Raw genomic sequence first — 20,605 nt, 5'->3', positions numbered from 1 at the left:
TACCTCCCTGTGGCGTTTCGACCTGATGATCTAGACCACGCTGGTCATTCCACCATCAACGAAAATATTTTGTCCGGTGACAAAATTCGACGCCTCGGAGGACAGATATATGAGTGTCCCCATCAGCTCGTCGAACTTTCCCCAACGTCCCGCCGGAGTCCGGGCTTTCAGCCAGGCATCAAATTGCGGGTCTTGCCACAAATCGGTGTTCATCTCGGTAGCAAAGTATCCGGGAGACAGCGTATTGACTTGGATGTTGTAGCGCGATAGATCCGCCGCGAGGCCTTGGGCAAACATCGCTACGCCGCCTTTAGAGGCGCAGTACGGAGCAATGGTTTGCCGCGCTAGCCGAGACTGCACGGAACCGACCATGATGACTTTGCCACTGCCGCGTTCCACCATGCGCTGCGCTACCGGTTTCGTCACGTAGAACACGGAAGAAAGATTCGTGTTGATGACCGCGTCCCATTCTTCGGTGGGGAACTCGGTGATGGGGTGACGACGCTGGATGCCAGCGTTGTTGACCAGGATATCTGGCGTGCCCTGGCTGTCCATAAAGTCATTGAGAGCCTGCTCGGCGTCCTGGGCATTCGTGACATCAAAAACCAGGTGTCCGACCGGGACCCCCAAGGACTGCGACAACTGCTGGGCTGCTTGGGAAACTTTCGTGGCATCCCGGCCTTGCAGAGTGACGTGTGCCCCAGCTTTTGCTAATCCAGTGGCCAGAGCCAGCCCTAGTCCCCGGTTAGATCCGGTTACTAGGGCGGCTCGACCAGAAATATCGAACCAGTTACTCATAATTTCGCGGACTTCGCTCTAAGCAAAGATGAAAAGCAGCGCCACGATAGCGAAAGCGATGACTGATTCGAGAAGTTGCTGCACGGTCCACACCTTCAGGGTGGTCTTTACATCCATACCCGTCAATCGACCAACCAGCCAGAAACCAGAATCGTTGACGTGTGAAGCAAACACCGAACCCGCAGACGCAGCCATAGTGATGCAGACCACGCCCCACTGCGAAAGATGACCGGCAGACACCGCCTGTTCGACCGCCGGAGCCAACAGTGAAGCGGCCGTAACCAGCGCAACCGTGGCCGACCCTTGTGCGAGACGCAGAGCCACCGCAATCAGGTAGGCAGCCAGCAAGAGCGGAATACCCAAATCTTCCATCGATTTAGCCAACGCGTCACCGATTCCCGAAGCACGCAAAACCCCACCGAACATACCGCCGGCGCCGGTGATGAGCACCACCGAACAGATTGGTCCCAAAGCGGAATCAACCACCTTTTCCAAAACAGTTTTGTCCTTAGAAATCCTGCCGCCAAGTACCGCAATCGACACCAGAGTCGAAATCAGCAGCGCTATGGGAGTCTCGCCCAAAGTGATGAGGAACTTCACCCAGCTGGCATCACCGCTGATAACTCCGACCTTGGACAGGGTCGAAAACCCGGTGTTCATGAAAATTAACAGTACGGGCAGCAGCAGCAACGCGATGATGGTACCTACCGAAGGGAGATTATCAGGAAGTTCATCATCCGACACGTTACCGAACACGTGGGAAGCCTCCACCTTAACGCGGGGAGCAATGAATTTAGCCCACAGGTAACCGGAGAGAATGAAGGTCGGAATGACGATGATGAAACCTTGCAGCATCACCAAACCCACATTGGCATGGAAATAATCGGCTGCGGCAACGGGGCCAGGGTGGGGCGGGAGGAAAACGTGCATGACCGAGAACGCGGCCGCGGTTGGAATCGCGTAGAGGACGATGGAACCTTTTAGCCGCTTCGCCACTGCGAAAACAATCGGCAGCATCACGATCAAGCCCGCATCAAAGAAGATGGGGAAGCCCAAAATCAGGGATGCCACACCCAAAGCAAGGGGGGCACGTTTCTCACCGAAGAGATTAATCATGGTGTCCGCCAGTACCTTCGCGCCTCCCGATTGCTCGACCATCTTGCCGAGCATGGCACCTAAGCCAACGAGCAGCGCGACCGAGGCCAGGGTGCTTCCAAAGCCATCTTTCATCGCCCCCACGATTGAATCCAGAGGCAAACCAGTAGCTAAGGCCGTGAGGAAGCTGACCAAAACCAAGGTCAGGAAAGCATGGAGCCTGAATACAATGACCAGGACCAAAATCGCGGCGATTGCAGCTAAAGCAATGCCGAGCAGCGGTAATGTCCCCATAGTCTGGGTCCATCCCTCAATCTCAAATGGTTGCATCTAAACTCTCCTTTGAACATAGAGCAAACTCTCACTTGTATGTTGGCCACCAAACACCCCAACAGTCCTCATCAAGAACCCTGTTGGCCGGCACTCAGCGGTCGATATGTACCCAAAGTCTACTGGAACGCGCCGCGTTTTTGGTTGAAATAGCTGCGCAGGTGCAGATAATGAGATTTTTAGACGATTCGCCCGAAGGCGTCGCGCGGGCCAGCCACAAACAACGATAGGGAACTAGGATGGTTTTCAACGCTGACCATATTTATTGAGCCGCCACGGAGAACACCATGAAGAACCATCAACCACAGATATTAGTGACACCCACCTCTTTTGCCTCAGCGGAGCTGGAGTTTGCCCGCGATCTCTTGCAAGACAGCGGCTACGAGGTGGCTTATAACCAGTCAGGCAAACCCTTAGACGCCGACCAGCTGGTCGAAGCCGCTCGCGGTTGCGTGGGGATTTTGGCGGGTTTGGACGATTTTTCAGCCGAGGTTTTGCATCAGCTCCCTGACCTGCGAGTCATTTCTCGTTACGGTGTGGGGGTTGATCGGGTCGATTTGCAGGCTGCTGGCCACAACGGAGTCGTGGTGACCAACACTCCGGGAGCAAATTCCATCGCGGTTGCCGAAATGGCCTTGACCAGTATGTTTGCCCTGGCGCGCCACGTTACCCAGTTGAACGAAACGACTCGGCAGGGACAGTGGTTGCGCGTGGTGGGTACCGAGTTGTCGCAAGCCACTTTGGGGATTGTGGGATATGGCTCAATCGGGCGGGCTTTGCGCCGGTTGGTCACGGGTCTGGAGATGAAAGTGCTGGTTTACGACCCATTTTTTGACCCCGACACCGACCCGACGGTTCAGGGCATGGAGCTGGCTGACCTGGTGCGTGAGAGCAATTTCATCTCCCTACATCTGCCGCTCACGCGGGAGACTGAACATCTGTTTGATGCTGCAATGTTCCGTCTCATGTCTCCCGGTACGTTTTTGATTAATACTTCACGAGGGGGGATTATCGATGAGTCCGCCGCCGCCGCAGCCCTGGACGCCAGTCAACTCGCCGGTCTCGCCTTGGACGCTTACGAGCAAGAACCGCCCTCGCCCGACCACGAACTTTTCCGTTTCCCCAATGTCATCGCCACCCCGCACAGCGGCGCCCAAACTGTCCAAAGCCGCATCCGCATGGCACGGGGTGCGGTAGACAATCTGTTGCACGCTTTAGCAGGTAAACCGGTAACTAATCTGGCTTCTAAATCGATTTCTTGAATCAGTACACCGCGCAAGACACTGTGGATATACTGAAAACAAGCCGTGAACTTTAGGAGTGCGCGATGAATGTTTTAGTTATCGAATCATCAACCAGTTCAGCCAAAGCGATGATCTATGACACAGTCAAGAACGATTTTACGGTTGAAAATGCTTTCTATCCGCCCATGGATAATGATTTGACCCTGCATGATCCCATGGTGGTTTATGAAGCGAGCTTGGCGGCAGCCAAGAAACTTCTGCGGGGTCGGACAGACATTGACATCATTGTTCTCTCTGGGGTGTGGCATTCCATCGGACTGTTCAACCCTAACTTGGACCCGGTGACCCCCATCATGCAGTGGTCCAATACCAAGGCTTCCGACCAAGCTGAGGCTTTCCGCAGCAAACCCCAGCTGACCAGGGAATACTATAACCTCACGGGTGGTTATCCCAACGCTATCTATCCTTTCTTTAAACTTGCCTTCCTCAAAGAAGAGGGATACAACATTTCTTCCTACATCGCCATGGGCCAGGCCACGTATAACTTCTATCGCTTGACTGGAACCATCAAAGTTTCTCGCTGTATGGCATCCGGTTCCGGACTGGTTAATATCACCACCGGGAAATACGACCCAAAGCTGCTAGAGGTGATTGACCTCGAACCTTCCCAGCTTCCAGAAATTGTCGATAACGACTATCAGGCGCCGCTTTCCGCCCAAGCTGCAGCCAGTTTGGGGTTACCGGCTGGAATCCCTGTGGTTCCCGCCATGTCCGATGGGTCTCTCAATCAGCTTGGTTCGGGAGCCTTGCGCGAAGGGCAAATGACACTGTCGGTAGGCACGTCCGGTGCTTTACGGGTCACGTCCCCTCAACCGCAGCTCCACCCGGATATGTCCACCTGGTGCTATATCGGACCAAAGAATTGGATTTCCGGGGCTGCAACGGCAGGAGCCTGCAACACAGTGGATTGGTTCAAAGGTTTGTCGCTGCGCCCCACCACTTACGACGAACTCGAAGCGGGGATGGATTACGCTGCCGATACGCCGGTCTTTCTACCCTTCATTTTTGGGGAACGTAACCCCGGCTGGGGGGACAAGCGCAAGGGCGGTTTCTTGGGCCTGATCTCAAAGCACGATTTCAAGCTGACTTACCAGGCCGTATTGGAAGGGGTGTTGTTCAACCTCAAACAGTGTTACGACGCCGTAACCAAACTGAACGGAGAACCCGAGCGTATCCTCATTTCGGGAGGAATCCTCCACTCCAGCATCTGGTCCCAGTTGGCAGCTAACGTGTTCGGACACACCCTGAGCCCCTGTCTGGTGAAACAAAACTCCATGATGGGCGCCGCCCTATGGGGGGCGTATCTGCTGGATAGCACCCTGTCTTTAGAGGATTACGAACCGCCGGTAGGCGAGGAAATCATCCCGCAGGAAGAATACGCCGAAATTACGGCCCAGAAATATCAGCGTTACCTGGAGGCATATCGCGACAATGTCAGCCGGTGACGCTAGGCCAATCCCGGCTGAATTCCTCACCCTGATAAATGTGCGGCTTGGCGCAATATATTGCGCCAAGCCGCACTCTCCCACAGTTAGGAAACATATTCCATGATGGGGGCCGCGCGGCGAGGCGATATAGTGAAGTAATGGAAATGGTCCTCTTGACTGCAATCGTCTTGCTGGGCACCTGCGTGCAGGGTGTGGCCGGAATGGGTTTTGGCATGATTGCCGTCCCGGTTTTCGTGGTGGCAGCCGGAGCTCACTACGGGATTCTGTGGGGAAACATTTGCGGCGGTCTAGTCACGTTACTGCTGTTCGTGACCGGTTTTCGAGACGTGAACTGGTATCGTTTCCGCTTGCTGATGCTCAGCGCCTTGCCGGCGCTGTTCGCTACCGTTGTGGCACTGCGGTTTGTGCCGGACCGTGTATTTTCCATTTTTGTGGGAATCATTATGTTGGCCATGGTGTTCTTTTCCATTTTTGCTCCCCGTTTTCGGGCGGTACCCGTCTTTTCGGGGTCTCTGATCTTTGGTTTCCTCGGGGGCATGATGAGTGCCCTGGTGGCTCAGTCCGGCCCGGTCATGGCGGCCTACTCTCAAACTACCCGGTGGTCCCAGCGCGAGTTCGCAGCCACCTTGCAGCCGCTGTTCCTGTGTTTCAACATTATTGTGGTGGCCAGCAAAGTCTGGTTCGGCGGGCAAAACGCCGTACTTACCTCCCTACCCGCCCCTACGATTGCCGCCATCTTGGTGGCTATTTTGGCCGGCACCGTCATTTCACGATTACTAAAGAAATATGTCAAGCCTCAGTGGGCCCGCAACTTGGCGTTGGCCCTAGCCACGTTTGGGGCTTTGCGGGTCATCATCAGCGTGTTCCTCCCCGGCCTGCCCTAAAGTCACAAGACCGGTTCGTCTCGTTTCCGGTTCTGTGAGTGCTCTACACTGTGGATAGGGGATTGTTCGCCGCGGCAGCTTCACAAGCTATCTGCCAATCACAAAGGAGTTCTGGTGAGTTTAACTGAAAAAGAAAAAATGCTGAACCAGATGCTCTACAACGCAGACCGAGATCCCACCCTTTGCGGCGAAAGAGACCACGCCAAAGACTTGTGTCTTGAATACAACCAAATCCGACCTTCTGACCACGCCGCCCAGCACCGCCTCATGCAGGAACTGTTGGGCAAAACCGGGCAAAATTTCACCATCATCGCCCCGTTTTGGTGCGACTACGGCTACAACATTGAAATCGGGGAAAATTTTTACGCCAACCACAACACGGTGATGCTGGATTGCGCCCGGATTACTTTCGGCAATAATGTTTTCATTGCTCCGAACTGCGGATTTCACACGGCGGGCCACCCGATTGACTTTGAGCGGCGAAACCAAGGTTTGGAGTACGGCCACAGCATCACCGTGGGCAACAACGTGTGGATTGGTGCCGCTGTGCAAGTCCTGCCGGGGGTGAGCATCGGCAGCAACGTGGTCATTGGTTCGGGCAGTATCGTCGTCAAAGACATCCCCGATAACTGCGTGGCCATCGGCAACCCCTGCCGAGTGTTGCGTGAAATCACCGAGGCTGACAAATTGACCTCTTGGAATCGCTTTGAATGAAGCCAGATTCCTCTGGATTTTTTGCCCGGAGAGTGTCGATTTGGGGAATCGTGCAGGTTAAGGCTAGACTTAATGACCTCAGCGCTCGTAGCTCAATGGATAGAGCATCTGACTACGGATCAGAAGGTTGGGGGTTCGAGTCCCTTCGGGCGCGCTGTTCCCCGGAATCCGCTGCGATCCAGCGGACCGGGGAAAACTCATTTAACGCCCACAATTTGTTCCGCATTTTCGGGCTGTTTGGTCAGGCTGGTGTCAACCAGCCCAAGACGGACACTATTGCGGGAATTACAACAAAATCCGGTAAGGTATAAGGCGATGAAAACAAGCGAGCCGATGATTACCCTGAGCGGGGTTAGCAAAATCTATCATGTAAAGTCCGCGGAAGGCGGAACCGTTCATGCCTTGGATAACATTGACCTGACGATAGCCAAAGGTTCGATTCACGGTATCGTGGGGCAATCCGGGGCCGGTAAATCCACCTTAATTCGTTGCTTGACGGCGTTGGAAAAACCCACCACGGGCTCCATCACCCTTGACGGTCAAGAAATGACCGCCTTGAGTGAGACGGAACTGCGTCAGGCGCGACGCAAAATCGGGATGGTGTTCCAGGCCGCGAACCTGCTGGATTCCCGCACCGCGGCCGGAAATGTTGCCTACCCCCTCTATCTGGCTGGTGTACCGCACGGCAACCGCAAGGAAAAAGTCATGGAGTTGCTGCGGCTGGTGGGTTTAGAGGATCGTGCCTCGTCCTATCCTTCTCAGCTTTCCGGAGGTCAAAAGCAGCGGGTCGGCATTGCTCGGGGTCTGGCCACCAGTCCTCAGGTTCTGTTGTGTGACGAACCGACTTCGGCACTGGATCAGGAAACCACCAGTCAGGTCCTGCACCTGATTCGTGACCTTTCCGAAACTTTGGGAGTCACCGTGGTGATTATTACACACGAGATGGCGGTAGTGCGTGAAATTTGTGACTCCGTCACCCTGCTGGAACACGGCAAGATTATCCAAACCGGCACGGTTGAGGACATATTAACCGAGCCAGAAAGCCGTTTAGCGCTTGACCTGGTTCCCCGACCGCAAGTTAAGAGCGAGCCGGTGCTGAACGGTAAACCGGCCGCGCTGGTGGACATTGCTTTCAACTCGAATCCGGGCAAACCTACCGGTTCTGCCGTGATGTCGATGGTTGCCGCCGCGGGGGCGGATATCGCTGCCGGAACATTTGAAACTGTAGGAAACACACAGGTCGGAAGGCTAGCTTTGGCGGTTTCGGCTGAAAACATGAACGGTCTGATTGCGGCGATGCGTGCCAAAGGTGTGTATGCGAGCGTCAGACCTTTGGAGGCTTTGAACTTGGAGGAGGAAATCTAAAATGCTGGAACTCCTGCCCACCCTGCTGTCGCACAACGCTGATTTAGTAAACCAGGTGAACCCGATTGTTTCGTCAGTGCAATCCATACTTCCCGCCGGACCTGGCGATCCGACCTGGTTTGACAACCCCGCCATCACGCGAGAGATGCTTCCTGCCACCCTGGAGACCTTAGCGATGACAGCCGTTTCGACTCTGTTCACGGTGCTGTTTGGTCTGCCGGTGGGGTTGTTCCTGGTTTCCACGGCGAAAACCGGCTTGATGCCCAACGCTGCGGTAAACAAAATTTTGGGATTCATTGTGAACCTGGGGCGTTCCCTGCCGTTCCTGATTTTGGCAGTATTCATTCTCCCGTTTACGCGCCTGCTGATAGGCACCACGATAGGCTGGCAGCCGGCCTGTGTCCCGCTTATTGTCGGCGCCACGCCATTCTTTGCCCGCCTGGTCGAATCCAACATTATGGGTGTGGATTCCGGCAAGATTGAGGCGGCACAAATGATGGGTGCCAGCCGCAGCCAAATTATGTGGGGCGTGCAAGTCCGCGAGGCTCTTCCTGCCCTGATTCAATCCACGACCGTGCTGGTCATCACCATCATTGGTTATTCCGCGATCACCGGGGCGTTTGGCGGGGGAGGCTTGGGCTCTTTGGCCATTAATTACGGCCACTCGCGCTACCAAGCCGACACCTTGTTGGTTTCGCTGATTGTGATCGGCATTATCGTCATTATTTTGCAGGCCATAGGGGACTTCTTTACCCGGGTTGCGGATCATCGCTAAAATCCCTGGTCTGATAGTTCAATAACGAATTACGTGGGTTATACCGTTAGAATTGTCCCAGACTGTCTTAACTGTTGGTGATTCTCGGAAGGAGGGGGTTTTGGAGTTCTTTGACCGCGTGAAATCCAAAGTGTATCGTTCCGGCCCTGACAAACCTATAGATGTGACTCAGGCTATCCGACAAGCCATGGATCGGGGTGCCATCCCGATGTCTCGTGAACGCACCGTGGCACCAAACTATTTCGAGATTTCTATTTCTCCCGAGACTGACGCCGCTTTCGAACAGTGGGGTAAGGAAGCCCTGCTGCAAGAGTTTGTGCGTGATGCCAACGCCTACGCGACTGAGCAAAATTATTCCTTGACCGGTTCGGTTTATGTCGAATTTACCCCGCTGAACCCCGAACAGCACCGCCTGGAAGTTAAGGCTCGTTCCGTATCCGGGGCCCGTCCGGTTTCCGGTGTGGAACCCGGAACCCCAGCTCAGCCGGTAACACCGCCCTCCCAACCCGAACCGCACCCGGCTCCGCCACAGACTCTCGCTAGTGAGGACCTGGAATGGAAACCTGTGGAATCCGCGGCTCCTGGGGTCTCGGCGAATCCCGGCGGCACGGTCACGCCGCAGGAATCCGAACTTTTAGCCAAGCATGAACAAAAACCCCTGTTGGAAGTGGTCGGGGGACAGACTTACCTGCTGGTGGGAGAGCGTACCGTGGTAGGACGGGGACGCAACGTGGACATTGCCCTGAGCGATTCCGGGGTGTCCCATCAGCATTTTGAAATTGTCCAGGTCGGTACCAACTACGTGCTGCGCGATTTGGGGTCCACGAACGGAACTTTTGTGGAAGGCAACCGCGTCAACGAAGCTACTCTCTTAGATCGCAACGTGGTGACGGCAGGTCGCATCAAGATGATTTTCTGGCGCCAAGCCGCCCCACCCCGAGTATCGTGAGGCTAGGGGCGAGCTGTTGAACGAACTAAGTTTTTCTTTACTGCGCCTGGGATACCTGGTGCTGCTGTGGCTCCTGGTGGGAGGTTCCATCCTGGTTTTGAGCCGTGATATCTATGGTACGGTCGTTACACGGCGTGACCAGGCTAAATCAGCAAAACCCACCAAAGGCCGTAAACAGCGGAAGCGTGACGCCCAGGTGTCCACGCTTTTGGTTACCGAGGGGCCATTGACGGGGTCTTCCCTGCAGCTCACCGACAGGCCGGTCATCGTGGGACGCGCCCCGACCTCAACTTTGGTGCTGGATGACGACTACGCTTCGGCTCAACATGCCCGGATTTATCCGCAAGACGGCCAGTGGTTCGTGGAGGATTTGGGCTCAACCAACGGGACTGTCGTGGGAGGAGTGCGGATTACTTCCCCGACCCCGCTCAGCGCACACACCCCGGTTCGCTTCGGGCAAACCATAGTGGAGCTGCGCTGATGTCAATCCAACTGCGTTATGCGGCTCGTTCTCACGTCGGCTTGGTTCGCAAAAATAACCAGGATTCCGGCTATGCCGGGCCGCATCTGTTGGTGCTGGCTGACGGAATGGGCGGTCCCGCCGGAGGCGACATTGCTTCCTCGGTGGCGGTGGCGCATTTGGCTCCGCTGGACGCAGATTCCCACGCTGCTGACGACTTGTTGAACCTGCTGCGTGATGCCATTGGGGAGGCTCACCGAGATTTGGTGGAGCTGTCGGGCAGCCACGAGGAGTTGCAGGGTCTGGGTACCACTTGTGTGGCAATTTTACGGTCTGGAAACAAGATGGCGATGGTTCACGTGGGTGACTCTCGAGCCTACCTGTTGCGGGACGGTGAGTTGACCCAGGTGACGAAAGACCATTCTTTTGTGCAGTACCTGGTGGAATCTGGAGAGCTGACCCCGGAGGAGGCCGCGCACCACCCGAAACGTTCCGTGTTGTTGCGGGTGTTGGGGGATTCACAAGGCGACGTGACTTTGGACGAGTCCGTGCGTGCGGCCGTGGTGGGGGATCGCTGGTTGCTGTGTTCGGACGGGTTGAGCGGAGTGGTTTCCGCCGAAACCATCGCCACCGTACTCACCGAGGGCCAAACGCCGGAGAGCTGCTGCGAAGACCTGGTGGGTTTGGCGCTGAAAAGCGGCGCCCCCGACAACGTGACCTGCGTGATTGCCGATGTGGTGGATTCCGATGAGGAACTGACCGCTACCGCCCCACAGATCGTGGGGGCCGCCTCCATTCGGCCCGCCGGAGCCAGTATCAGCGAAGCCACCCCCGCTGAGAAAGCTGCGATGCTGCGCCGCGGGAAACCTCTGGAGCAGGATGAATTTGCCACCCGTACCCCGAAAGATCCCCGCAAGATGTCCCGGCGGGGCTGGTTCATCGGCATATTTTTGACGCTGGTGATTTTGGCGGGTTTGGGGCTCGGAGCCTGGTTTTCCTATGGCTGGACCCAAAAACAGTACTTTCTGGGGGTGAATCGGGGCGAAGTGACACTGTTTAGGGGGATTGACCAATCCATCGGCTCGTGGGATTTGTATCACCCTGTCGAAGGGATGGGGCTACGTGATTCCGATTTGGCTCCCGTCATCCAGCAGCGCCTGGAAAAGAGCATTTCTCTGCGGAGTCGTGAGGAGGCCCGGGAGCTGATTGCGTCGTGGCGGGACACCGGAATGGTGAAGGAAACGAAAAAGCCCGCACCGAAGCTTGTGACCCCGACCCCAACAACGCCAACACCTGAGACAACCACGTCAACCGAAGAATCCCCGAATACTGCGGGAGGTAACCAGTAATGGCTACCATCGTGCAATATCCTGCCAGATCCGGACGCCGCTCTGAACTCGTTTTGCTCATCCTGGCAATCTTGGTCGGGGTCGGAGCTTACCTTTCCGTCATGGTTTCTCACCCGGAGGCTCCCCAGGTTTGGTACTGGTATTGCGCCGCAATCGCCGTGGGGGGAATCAGTCTGCACGTGGCGATACGGTTTTTGGCGCCCTACGCCGACCCGGTCATTATGCCGGTGGCTGTGGCGTTAAACGGAATCGGTTTAGCGATGATTTCGCGCCTGGATCTGTACTATCAGCAGCGCGCCGATACCACCGGTTCCACCGCGGTGCGTAACGCCATGTTGACCCAGGTCAACAATGAACGCCAAGTCGTTTTCATGATCGGCTCCATCGTGGTGGTAATCCTGACCTTGCTGGCGTTTCGGGATCATCGCAGCCTGCGAAAATTTGCCTGGCCCGCCCTGGTTGTCGCCATTTTGCTGATGCTTTCCACCAAGATTCCGGGACTCGGTCAAACCGTCAACGGTGCCGATATTTCCTTGCGCATCTTGGGATTCACGATTCAACCTAACGAATTCGCCAAGATTTTGCTGGCGATTTTCTTTGCCGGCTACCTGGAATACCGTCGGGATTCCCTGGCTATCGCCGGCAAAAAGCTCGGATTCATTCAGCTGCCCCGGTGGCGCGACCTGCTGCCGATTCTGGTGGTCTGGGCTGCGGTGATGGGCCTGCTGGTGCTGCAAAAGGACCTGGGGGTGGCGCTTTTGCTGTTCGCCATCTTTGTCGCCGTCCTCTATGTCGCTACGGACCGACCATCTTGGATTATTTTCGGCGGGGTGTTGATGATACCGATGGCCGTCGTGGCGTACCTGTCCTTCTCTCACGTGCAAGACCGGGTGACGAACTGGCTGAATGCTCTGGATTTGGATGTCGCCAACCCGGATCGAGTCGGCGGTTCTTGGCAGCTGGTCAACGCCCTGTTCGGCATGGCTTACGGCGGCTTGACCGGAACCGGGTGGGGTTTGGGCCGGCCGGGTCAAACTCCCTTGGCAAACTCGGATTTCATCGTGTCCTCTGTCGCTGAGGAAATCGGTCTGACCGGTATGTTGGCCGTAATGCTGCTGTACCTGATTCTGGTGTTGCGCGGATTGCGAGCCGCGATGGGGGTGCGCGATGGTTTCGGGAAACTGCTGGCCACGGCTTTGGCTTTCGGGATTGGGGCGCAGCTGTTTATCGTGGCGGGGGGCGTGACCCGCTTGATTCCCTCCACCGGCCTGACCGCCCCGTTCCTGGCGGCGGGGGGCGTTTCTTCCGTCGCCAACTGGTTGGCGGTAGCGATTCTGCTGCGCATTTCCGATTCAGCACGTCGACCAGTTCCATCCGATGGGTCCGGCGGTTTTCGGTTGACATCCGGTACCGGTGACTCGGGAGATGCTGGGCTCGCCGGGGGACCTCTTGACTACGCCGCCACCGAAAGGGTGGTGATGCCGCAATGAACGCTCAGATTCGCCGTTTAGCGGTTGCCCTGATTGTCATGATTGTGGCTTTGATGGGGGCGTTAACCTATCAGCAGTTTATTTTTGCTCCGACCCTCAACGCTCACCCCCTGAACCGGCGGGTCACCGATGCCTACTGGAACCAGGAGCGCGGCAAGATCGTGACCGGAGACGGTGCCCTGGTATTGGCTCAGTCGCTGCCAGTAGGAACTGATCCGGACGTGACCTACGCCCGAAACTATCCTCAGGGCGCAAAGTACGCCCATATTACGGGATACTTCCCGGCGGCAATTCGCGGCCAGATGACGGATTTGGAGAAGGCCGCCGAACCGGTTTTGTCCGGCAAGGCGGATTCCCAATGGATGCAGCGCCTACAAGACTTGTTTACCGGTGCCCAGCCGCAGGCCGGAAACGTGTCACTGACCATCAATCCGGCAGTCCAAGACGCGATGACCGCGGCATTGTCCGGGAAAACCGGCGCCGCCGTGGCGCTGAACCCGAAAACGGGAGAAATCCTGGGAATGGCGTCCTCCCCCACTTTTGACCCCAACGCCTTGAGCGGCCCGGACGGCAACGCCCTGCAAAGTACCTACAACGCTTTGGTCGCCGACCCGCAAAAACCCCTGCTAAACAGAGCAATTAGCGAACTTTATCCGCCCGGTTCGACGTTTAAGATTGTGACGACCGCGGCTCTGCTGTCTCACGGGACAGTTGCCGCGGATACTATTGTGGACGCTCCCGATTCTCTGGATTTGCCGGGCACCAACGTGAAACTCATCAACTTTGCCGGAGAATCCTGTGGAAACGGCCAAGTGCCGTTGCATAAAGCCTTTGCCCTGTCCTGTAACACCCCGTTCGGCGCATTGGGAATGCAATTGGGCGGCGAGCCTTTGCAGGCACAAGCCAAGGCCTTTGGTTTCGGCACCGTCCCGAACGTGCCTCTGACCGGGGTAGCTTCCCAATTTCCTCCTCCGGAAGCGCCGTCTTTCCTGGCGAACGCCGCGATTGGCCAGCAGTCCGTGCGGGTGACGCCCCTACAGATGGCGATGGTGGCGAGCGCTGTCGCTAACGACGGAAAAGTCATGACGCCTTACCTGATCAATCAGGAGCTGTCCTCCGATTTCCAGGTGCTCAAACAGTATGCTCCACAAGTTTTGAGCCAGGCGGTGTCACCGGAAATCGCCGCCAGTATCCGCCAGATGATGGTGGAAGTTGTGCAATCCGGAACCGGCAAGGCTGCCGGCATTCCCGGCCTGAACGTAGCAGGTAAAACCGGAACCGCCGAAACGGGGGTGGGGCGCGGCCTGGATCACTGGTTTGTAGGGTTTGCCCCGGCGGAAGACCCGCGCATTGCCGTAGCGATTGTGGTGGAGGACCCGCAGGGCGTACGCGGTACCGGGGGTACCGTGGCTGCCCCGCTGGCACGCAGCATTTTGCAGGCAGGAGTGAGCCAATGATTGGAGCAAATACGGTGCTCAACGACCGTTACCGCCTGGTTTCCATTCTGGCGACCGGCGGAATGGGGGTGATTTGGCGCGGTTGGGACAAACGCAGCCAAAACGTCGTCGCGGTGAAGGTGTTGAAAGAGGAACTCATCGGTCAGGCGACATTCCTGGCCCGTCTGCGTGCCGAAGCTACCAACGCCGCCCGCCTGCATCATCCCAACCTCGCCGCCGTTTTTGATTGGGGCGAAACAGATGGCCAGGGCTGGATCGTGATGGAACTGGTGGAGGGCCGTCCCCTGTCGGATATTCTGGCGGGAGGCCAGATTCTGACCTGGGAACAACTGGCCCCGATTCTGATCCAGATTGCCAACGGCTTGCAAGCTTCCCACGAGGCGCACGTCATTCACCGTGATGTGAAGCCTTCGAATATTTTGGTTTCCGACAAGGGCGTGGCGAAGCTGACGGACTTCGGGATTTCGTTGGCCCCGCGCGCCGAGGCCCTGACCGCGGCCGGGATGGTGATGGGTACCGCCCAATATCTGCCTCCCGAACAGGCGATGGGTGAAACCGCGACCGCCTTGGGTGATATTTATGCTCTGGGTGTCATCGCCTACGAAGCCTTGGCTGGAAAACGTCCGTTTACGGGTCCGACTCAGGTCGACATCGCGATGTCACACGTGAAAGACCCGGTTCCGCCTCTTCCCGAGACGGTAAATCCCCAAGTGGCAGCGTTGATTTACCAAATGTTGGAAAAAGACCCGCGGCTGCGTCCGCAATCGGCGAAACAGCTCGCTGAGGCGATTCAGGCGCTGTGGCACGGCACGGTGCCACTGTCGTTTACCCCGCGCATGAGTTTTTCACGCAATTTGGCCGACGCTCCCCCGACCGCCCAGATGCCCGTGGCACCGGTCGAAGATACCCCGAAAAATACTTCTCCGGGCTCCCCGCCCGCAGATGCACGCGCCGTATCGGCCTCTCCAACCCCACCTGCGGCGTCCCCCTCCCCGGTCACTCCCACCAAAGCGCCTGCTGCGCCGGTTGAACCGGCTCCGCAACCCCCTCGTGTGGTCTCGGCCAAACCTGACACAACGGCTCCCGCAGTTGGCCCGTACCAGACCGATTCGATCCCGCCCGCCGCTTCTGCTTCGGAGACATCCGCCTCGCCCTTCAGACCCAATTTTCAGCGGGTAAAACCGACCCAACCTGCTGCTATACCGGTGGGTCCCCAGGCAATCCCTCCCGAGCGTCACGAGGAAATGATGCGTTATTTGGAAGACAAACCGCTGTCCCCACCGGAGTCGGGATCGAAACGAAAACTTGTTGTTGCATTGGTCATCACCGCTGTGGTGTTGATAGCGTTGATTTTTGGGTTGGCAACCACCCTGCGTACCGGGGCCTCAACCGGTAACCTTGAATCGGGCTTGACCGTAGCGTCGGTTGCAGCCCCAGCCAGCTCGCCAGTAGAGGAGGAAAACCTTGAGTCAGTCTGACCGGATTATCGGCGGGCGCTACGAAATTAGCCAGCTCATCGGACGCGGCGGTATGGCTGAAGTCCATATCGGTACTGACACGCGCCTGAACCGGATTGTAGCGATTAAGATTTTGCGTCAGGACTTGGCGCGCGACCCCGTCTTTCAGGCCCGTTTCCGCCGCGAAGCCCAATCGGCGGCAAACCTGAACCATCCCTCCATCGTGGCTGTTTATGACACGGGTGAAGAAACCATCACCGCTTCTGACGGCGCCGAGATAAAGGTGCCCTACATCGTTATGGAGTACGTGGAAGGTCACACGGTACGGGAGCTGCTGACGGACGGGAATCCGGTTCCGCTGGAGGAAGCGGTAGAAATCGTTTCCGGTGTCCTGGACGCGTTGGAGTATGCTCACCATCAAAACTTGGTGCACCGCGACATTAAGCCCGGCAATGTGATGATTACCACGACCGGGAAAATCAAGGTGATGGACTTTGGGATTGCTCGCGCCCTGTCTGATTCCCAAGCCACGATGACGCAAACCGATGCGGTGGTGGGCACCGCGCAGTATCTTTCTCCCGAACAGGCTCGCGGCGAACAGGTTGATGCCCGTTCTGACCTGTATTCCGCGGGGTGTTTGCTGTTCGAGCTGCTGACTGGCCAGCCCCCGTTCAAGGGCGATTCGGCTGTGGCGGTCGCGTTCCAGCACGTTTCCCAGCTGCCACCGCTGCCTTCCTCGATTGCCCCGGATATTCCGGAATCTTTGGATCGCGTGGTGATGAAAGCGTTAGCGAAAGACCGTGAAGATCGCTATCCCGATGCCGCTCATATGCGAGCTGACCTGCAGGCTTCTTTGCGTGGAGGAAGCGTGGCAGCTCCCGCTACGTCAACCTGGACGGCTCCTTTGGTTGGTGATACCGCCGGTGGTGCGACCACTGTCTTGCCCCCTGTAAACCAGGGGTACGCCTCTAGCTACGGAACCGCTAGGTCTAACGCAATGTTTGCCGCGGGACAGACCACCCAGACTTTGGAAGCCACAGATCCGACCCAGAACCATCGCGGTAAACCCAATAAGAAACCGCTGATTATTGTCATTGTGCTGCTGGCAATTTTGGCGGTTTTAGGCCTCGGATATTGGCTGGTTTTCAGTGGAGACAAGCCGAGTGACGAGATGGTAGAGATTCCCTCTCTGGACGGCATGAGCCAGGAAGAAGCCTCCACCACGATTACCGATGCGGGGCTGGTGTTCCGCCTGGGCCGCGGGGTCAGTTCCGAGGACATTCCGGAGGGTATTTTTGTTAAATCCGATCCGGCGGTGGGGACGAAGGTTGCCAAAGGTTCCAAGGTGTTTGTCTCGCTTTCTACCGGCCCGGGCGACGCCAGTGTTCCCTCGCTGGCCGGTCTGACCCAGGAACAGGCTCGGAAGGCTTTGGAGGCAGAAGGCTTAGAGATTGGTAGCATCACGACTGCTGATTCGGGCACGATAGACAAAGACAAAGTCATTAAATCCAACCCCGCGGAGGGCGAAGCGGTTAAAAAGGGCGACTCGGTCGACCTGGAAGTGGCCTCCGGTAATTTCCGGATTCCCCAAGACCTGGTGGGAGGCACCAAGGAGGCTCTGCAACAGTTTGTGGATGCCAACCGGGTGCGTTTGACGATTACCGAAAAGGAAGATGCTACAGCTGCTCCGGGCACGGTGTTGTCTTTGGACAAGGCAGGTCAGTTGGTTGGGCTGGATACGTCTATGACCGCCGTGGTGGCGATTGCCCCGGAGGAACCCACGACTAAGCCGGAAGTTCCGACGGATACCCCGACCACACCTACGGAACCTTCACACGCTCCGGAATCGCCCGGCACGTGAGGCAGGTTGCCGCTGATGAGAACGGATTGCCGCACCCAGGGAGGGCGTGATTTCGCTAGCGTCGATTAGTTGCCGGGCTGCGGTTGTTCCGCTGGTTCCCCAACCCAAGTCGTTTGGCCGGTTCCGGTAGCAGGGTCCAAAACGGTGCGGCAATAGAATTTATTGCCGTTGGCGTCAACTATCGTCTGGCCGACCTCGCAGGTCGCGCCGCCTTGCTGGGCACGCCGTTCCTGCTCCATCTGCTGCTGCTGACGCAGCATCTGTTCTTCGGATTCTTTCCGAGCATTTTCCAAGCGTTTATCATCGATAGCTTTCGTAACCGCGGTGATGTCCTCCTCCAGACGATCCACGGAGGCACGCATCGATTCGTTGAGACCGTCGACTTTATCGTCCGGCACGGTTGAAAGGGAGTTGACCTGGTTCAAAAGGCGTTTCGCGTCCTCAATCTGAGCCGCTAGAGAAGCTCGGGGTTCGGTATTAGCTTCGATGTCCGCAGCGGTTTGCGCCAGCTTTTCCGCCTGGGCAATCTTATCTGCCAAGGCTTTCTGGGCTACCGTCAGACTGTTGAGATTTTCAGCTTCTTGAATTTGTCCCAGCGCCGCCTCCAGCTCAGTTTGCTGCTTTTTCAACGCTTCAGCCTGAGCCATCATGGTGGTGGTCTTTTTGGCGACATCCTGACCGGTACATTCCAGAGGTTTCACTTCTTTACTGGCTTGCCGAACTTTCGCCTGAATGTCATCAAGCATCGCGGGGTCTTTGACTTGAGAGGAATCAACCGCAGCCAAAGTACTTTCCGCGTCGGACACTACTTGCTGCAGCGAAGTGTACTGTTTGGTTAAATCCTGGCTAGCTTTCGCGCAAGCCGAACGCGCTCCTTGGGAATCACCACCCAGCACCCACATCACGACCAGGCCGATAAGGAGCGCCGCCAAAATGACAGAAGTCACGATGATAGCGATGGTCCAGCGGTGACGTGCTTTGGCGATTTGTTCCGCGGGCAGATTCTGAGGATTGGGGCGCGCCCGGTTGGGGGTACGACCCTGCTGCGCAACGGGTTTTTGGGTATTGCCCACCATCACTCACCTCTCGCCGCCAAAACTAACAACCCTAGTCTAACCCGGTGAGTGTCCGGAATAATATCCCGGCCCCGGAATCGGGCTCTAACGCCAAAAATTATCCGGTTACTAAGGCCGGGAAACCCGGCACAGGTCCGTCAAGTCGGGCGTTGCCAGTGTTCCGGGAGGGCTTTCCTGCCTTCGGGTGCAGGATTCACACCCTTTGCATGGACAAACCTTAAGATTACCTTGGAAAACGCTAGGAATATGGATATAATGGGAGGTAATTTCCATTTGAAACGTTGAAACTGGTGTGCTCATGGAAGATTTAACCAAGGAACAACTTGAAGCTATCAATCCAGATACCCCTCTGGCTCGTCTGCAGACTATCGCGCAAGATGCTCCCGAGCTGGGTCCCCTGCTGGCTTTGAACCCCTCAACCTATCCCGACCTATTGGATTGGTTAGGTGAACTGCAAGATACACAGATTAATGCGGCCTTAGCGAAACGCGCCAAACTGGTGCAGCGAGGCGAACTGGAAAACTACGTGACGGAGTACATGGCCTCAACCAAGCCCGTCTCAAAACCGCCAGTCCACTCAGAGCCCCAAGTATCTCCACCAAGTAAACCGGCGACAGACCCGCAGCCCCAAGTATCTCCACCGAGCAAGCCGGCGACAGACCCGCAGCCCCAGGTATCTCCACCGAGCAAGCCGGCGACAGACCCGCAGCCCCAGGTATCTCCACCGAGCAAGCCGGCGACAGACCCGCAGCCCCATACTTCCCAGCCGAAGGAACCGCCAGTTTCTGAGGAACCTCAGCCCTCCGAAAAGCCAGCTGCGCCCGTCGGTAAAGACCCTCAGCCTACTGCTAATGAGCTGGAGTTATACCAGGAAGGTTCAACTTCAGCCGCCACGGCCGCGGCCGAAATGGCAGCGATAAACCGGGCACGAACCGCCACTCCTCGAGATTACCTGGCCAGCTACCCCGCAGCTCCGGCTCTCTCTACTACCGAAAAGATTGGTGCCCAGCTTCCCAGTCCTGCGATGACCGCCAGACGCCGGTTCAACCGGTTTTGGCTGTGGATGATTTTCGGGTTATTGATTTGGCTGGTCGTGATTATGCTGGTTGTCTGGGGGCTCACCAGCCAAGCTGAAAAACCAGTTTCACTCAGTGCCAACGCGGCCGAACCCACCCCGAGTGTCAGCGCGACTCCCCAAGAGCTGGTACAAACTAGCTTGCCGGAAGGCTACACCGGCCCCACCAAGATTATTGAGGTTCCGGGACCCCACCCCGGCCAGACCATAAAACAGGTTGTCCCTGATGACAGCGCGAGCGCCAGCGCCTCGCCTACACCCACACCCACACCCACGAATCCGTTGGCTCCCCCCGCAAATGCCAAGAAACTCAACAGTTTTACCACTACTGATGGCAATGTTCGCTGCATTTTCGGCAAGTCACAAGTACAGTGTTTCGCTAACTCCACGGATCCTTACTATTGTTCTGCGCAAGCCCCGAATTCGGGATACAGCGATGCGCTTTACGCCTCGCACAGCCGCAACCACGAGTATGCGTGTATCGAACCTATCGACACCGCCACGGAAGGGACTTTGGCTGCCAACGAAACGGTGACCAACGGGATTTTTGCCTGCCACGCCAGTAATTCCGGCAACCGCGTGGTGTGCTGGAACACCACTGCAGGCGACGGCATCGTGGTGGGCAGCGACTTGGCGGCACGCTTCGGAAAAGGCAAGTACATTCCTCCGCAGTGGGATAAGTAAGCAGCGTCTTGCAGTATCGTCCCGGGTTCACCTC

General features: G+C 56.9%; 17 protein-coding genes and 1 tRNA gene. 15 read left to right on the top strand and 3 right to left on the bottom strand.

Annotation, left to right across the window (positions count from 1 at the left end):
* Positions 1-30: 30 nt before the first annotated feature.
* Positions 31-798, bottom strand: coding sequence for an SDR family oxidoreductase (locus tag RQ935_RS05940; RefSeq protein ID WP_311497581.1), 768 nt, complete (start codon positions 796-798; stop codon positions 31-33).
* 18 nt (positions 799-816) lie between these two features.
* Positions 817-2,223, bottom strand: coding sequence for a GntP family permease (locus tag RQ935_RS05935; RefSeq protein ID WP_311497580.1), 1,407 nt, complete (start codon positions 2,221-2,223; stop codon positions 817-819).
* A 287-nt stretch (positions 2,224-2,510) separates the two neighbouring features.
* Here RQ935_RS05935 and RQ935_RS05930 point away from each other — a divergent pair, with 287 nt between their 5' ends.
* From RQ935_RS05930 to pknB, 14 genes are all read left to right on the top strand, one after another.
* Positions 2,511-3,485 carry a phosphoglycerate dehydrogenase gene (locus RQ935_RS05930; protein WP_311497579.1) on the top strand — a complete coding sequence of 325 codons (975 nt, stop codon included), beginning with the start codon at positions 2,511-2,513 and terminating at the stop codon, positions 3,483-3,485.
* Between the two features lie 65 nt (positions 3,486-3,550).
* A complete protein-coding gene (locus RQ935_RS05925; RefSeq protein WP_311497578.1) occupies positions 3,551-4,972 on the top strand; it encodes an FGGY family carbohydrate kinase in 1,422 nt (473 codons plus the stop codon).
* 140 nt (positions 4,973-5,112) lie between these two features.
* A complete protein-coding gene (locus RQ935_RS05920; RefSeq protein ID WP_311497577.1) occupies positions 5,113-5,859 on the top strand; it encodes a sulfite exporter TauE/SafE family protein in 747 nt (248 codons plus the stop codon).
* 114 nt (positions 5,860-5,973) lie between these two features.
* Positions 5,974-6,573: a sugar O-acetyltransferase gene (locus RQ935_RS05915; protein ID WP_311497576.1), complete on the top strand. Its 600-nt coding sequence runs from the start codon at positions 5,974-5,976 to the stop codon at positions 6,571-6,573.
* Positions 6,574-6,654: 81 nt separating this feature from the next.
* Positions 6,655-6,727, top strand: a tRNA-Arg gene (locus RQ935_RS05910).
* Positions 6,728-6,888: 161 nt separating this feature from the next.
* A complete protein-coding gene (locus tag RQ935_RS05905) occupies positions 6,889-7,938 on the top strand; it encodes a methionine ABC transporter ATP-binding protein (protein ID WP_311497575.1) in 1,050 nt (349 codons plus the stop codon).
* A 1-nt stretch (position 7,939) separates the two neighbouring features.
* Positions 7,940-8,713 (top strand): methionine ABC transporter permease, encoded by a 774-nt coding sequence (locus RQ935_RS05900; RefSeq protein ID WP_311497574.1) that lies wholly within the window; start codon positions 7,940-7,942, stop codon positions 8,711-8,713.
* 100 nt (positions 8,714-8,813) lie between these two features.
* A complete protein-coding gene (locus RQ935_RS05895) occupies positions 8,814-9,662 on the top strand; it encodes an FhaA domain-containing protein (protein ID WP_311497573.1) in 849 nt (282 codons plus the stop codon).
* Between the two features lie 16 nt (positions 9,663-9,678).
* The gene (locus RQ935_RS05890; RefSeq protein WP_308534470.1) at positions 9,679-10,143 is read left to right on the top strand and encodes an FHA domain-containing protein; all 465 of its coding nucleotides are present in this window, start codon (positions 9,679-9,681) and stop codon (positions 10,141-10,143) included.
* On the top strand, positions 10,143-11,471 hold the full coding sequence (locus RQ935_RS05885; protein ID WP_311497572.1) for a protein phosphatase 2C domain-containing protein: 1,329 nt from the start codon (positions 10,143-10,145) through the stop codon (positions 11,469-11,471). The genes RQ935_RS05890 and RQ935_RS05885 overlap by 1 nt, the downstream gene beginning before the upstream one ends.
* A complete protein-coding gene (locus RQ935_RS05880; protein ID WP_311497571.1) occupies positions 11,471-12,961 on the top strand; it encodes an FtsW/RodA/SpoVE family cell cycle protein in 1,491 nt (496 codons plus the stop codon). Before RQ935_RS05885 ends, RQ935_RS05880 begins: the two co-directional genes overlap by 1 nt.
* Positions 12,958-14,418, top strand: coding sequence for a penicillin-binding protein 2 (locus tag RQ935_RS05875; RefSeq protein ID WP_311497570.1), 1,461 nt, complete (start codon positions 12,958-12,960; stop codon positions 14,416-14,418). The genes RQ935_RS05880 and RQ935_RS05875 overlap by 4 nt, the downstream gene beginning before the upstream one ends.
* Positions 14,415-15,896, top strand: a complete 1,482-nt coding sequence (locus RQ935_RS05870) for a serine/threonine-protein kinase (protein ID WP_311497569.1) — start codon at positions 14,415-14,417, stop codon at positions 15,894-15,896. Before RQ935_RS05875 ends, RQ935_RS05870 begins: the two co-directional genes overlap by 4 nt.
* Positions 15,883-17,736 (top strand): Stk1 family PASTA domain-containing Ser/Thr kinase, encoded by a 1,854-nt coding sequence (pknB, locus tag RQ935_RS05865; RefSeq protein ID WP_311497568.1) that lies wholly within the window; start codon positions 15,883-15,885, stop codon positions 17,734-17,736. Before RQ935_RS05870 ends, pknB begins: the two co-directional genes overlap by 14 nt.
* A 65-nt stretch (positions 17,737-17,801) precedes the next feature.
* On the opposite strand, the gene RQ935_RS05860 is transcribed toward pknB, so the two are convergent.
* Positions 17,802-18,812, bottom strand: coding sequence for a hypothetical protein (locus tag RQ935_RS05860; protein WP_311497567.1), 1,011 nt, complete (start codon positions 18,810-18,812; stop codon positions 17,802-17,804).
* Between the two features lie 298 nt (positions 18,813-19,110).
* On the opposite strand from RQ935_RS05860, the gene RQ935_RS05855 reads away from it, so the two are divergent.
* Entirely contained in the window at positions 19,111-20,571 is a 1,461-nt protein-coding gene (locus RQ935_RS05855; protein WP_311497566.1) for a hypothetical protein, read from the top strand.
* Positions 20,572-20,605: the final 34 nt, after the last annotated feature.

Origin of the sequence: uncultured Mobiluncus sp. (assembly GCF_963511525.1) — a bacterium.
Taxonomy (GTDB): domain Bacteria; phylum Actinomycetota; class Actinomycetes; order Actinomycetales; family Actinomycetaceae; genus Mobiluncus.
This window is presented reverse-complemented; position numbering and strand designations above follow the sequence as displayed.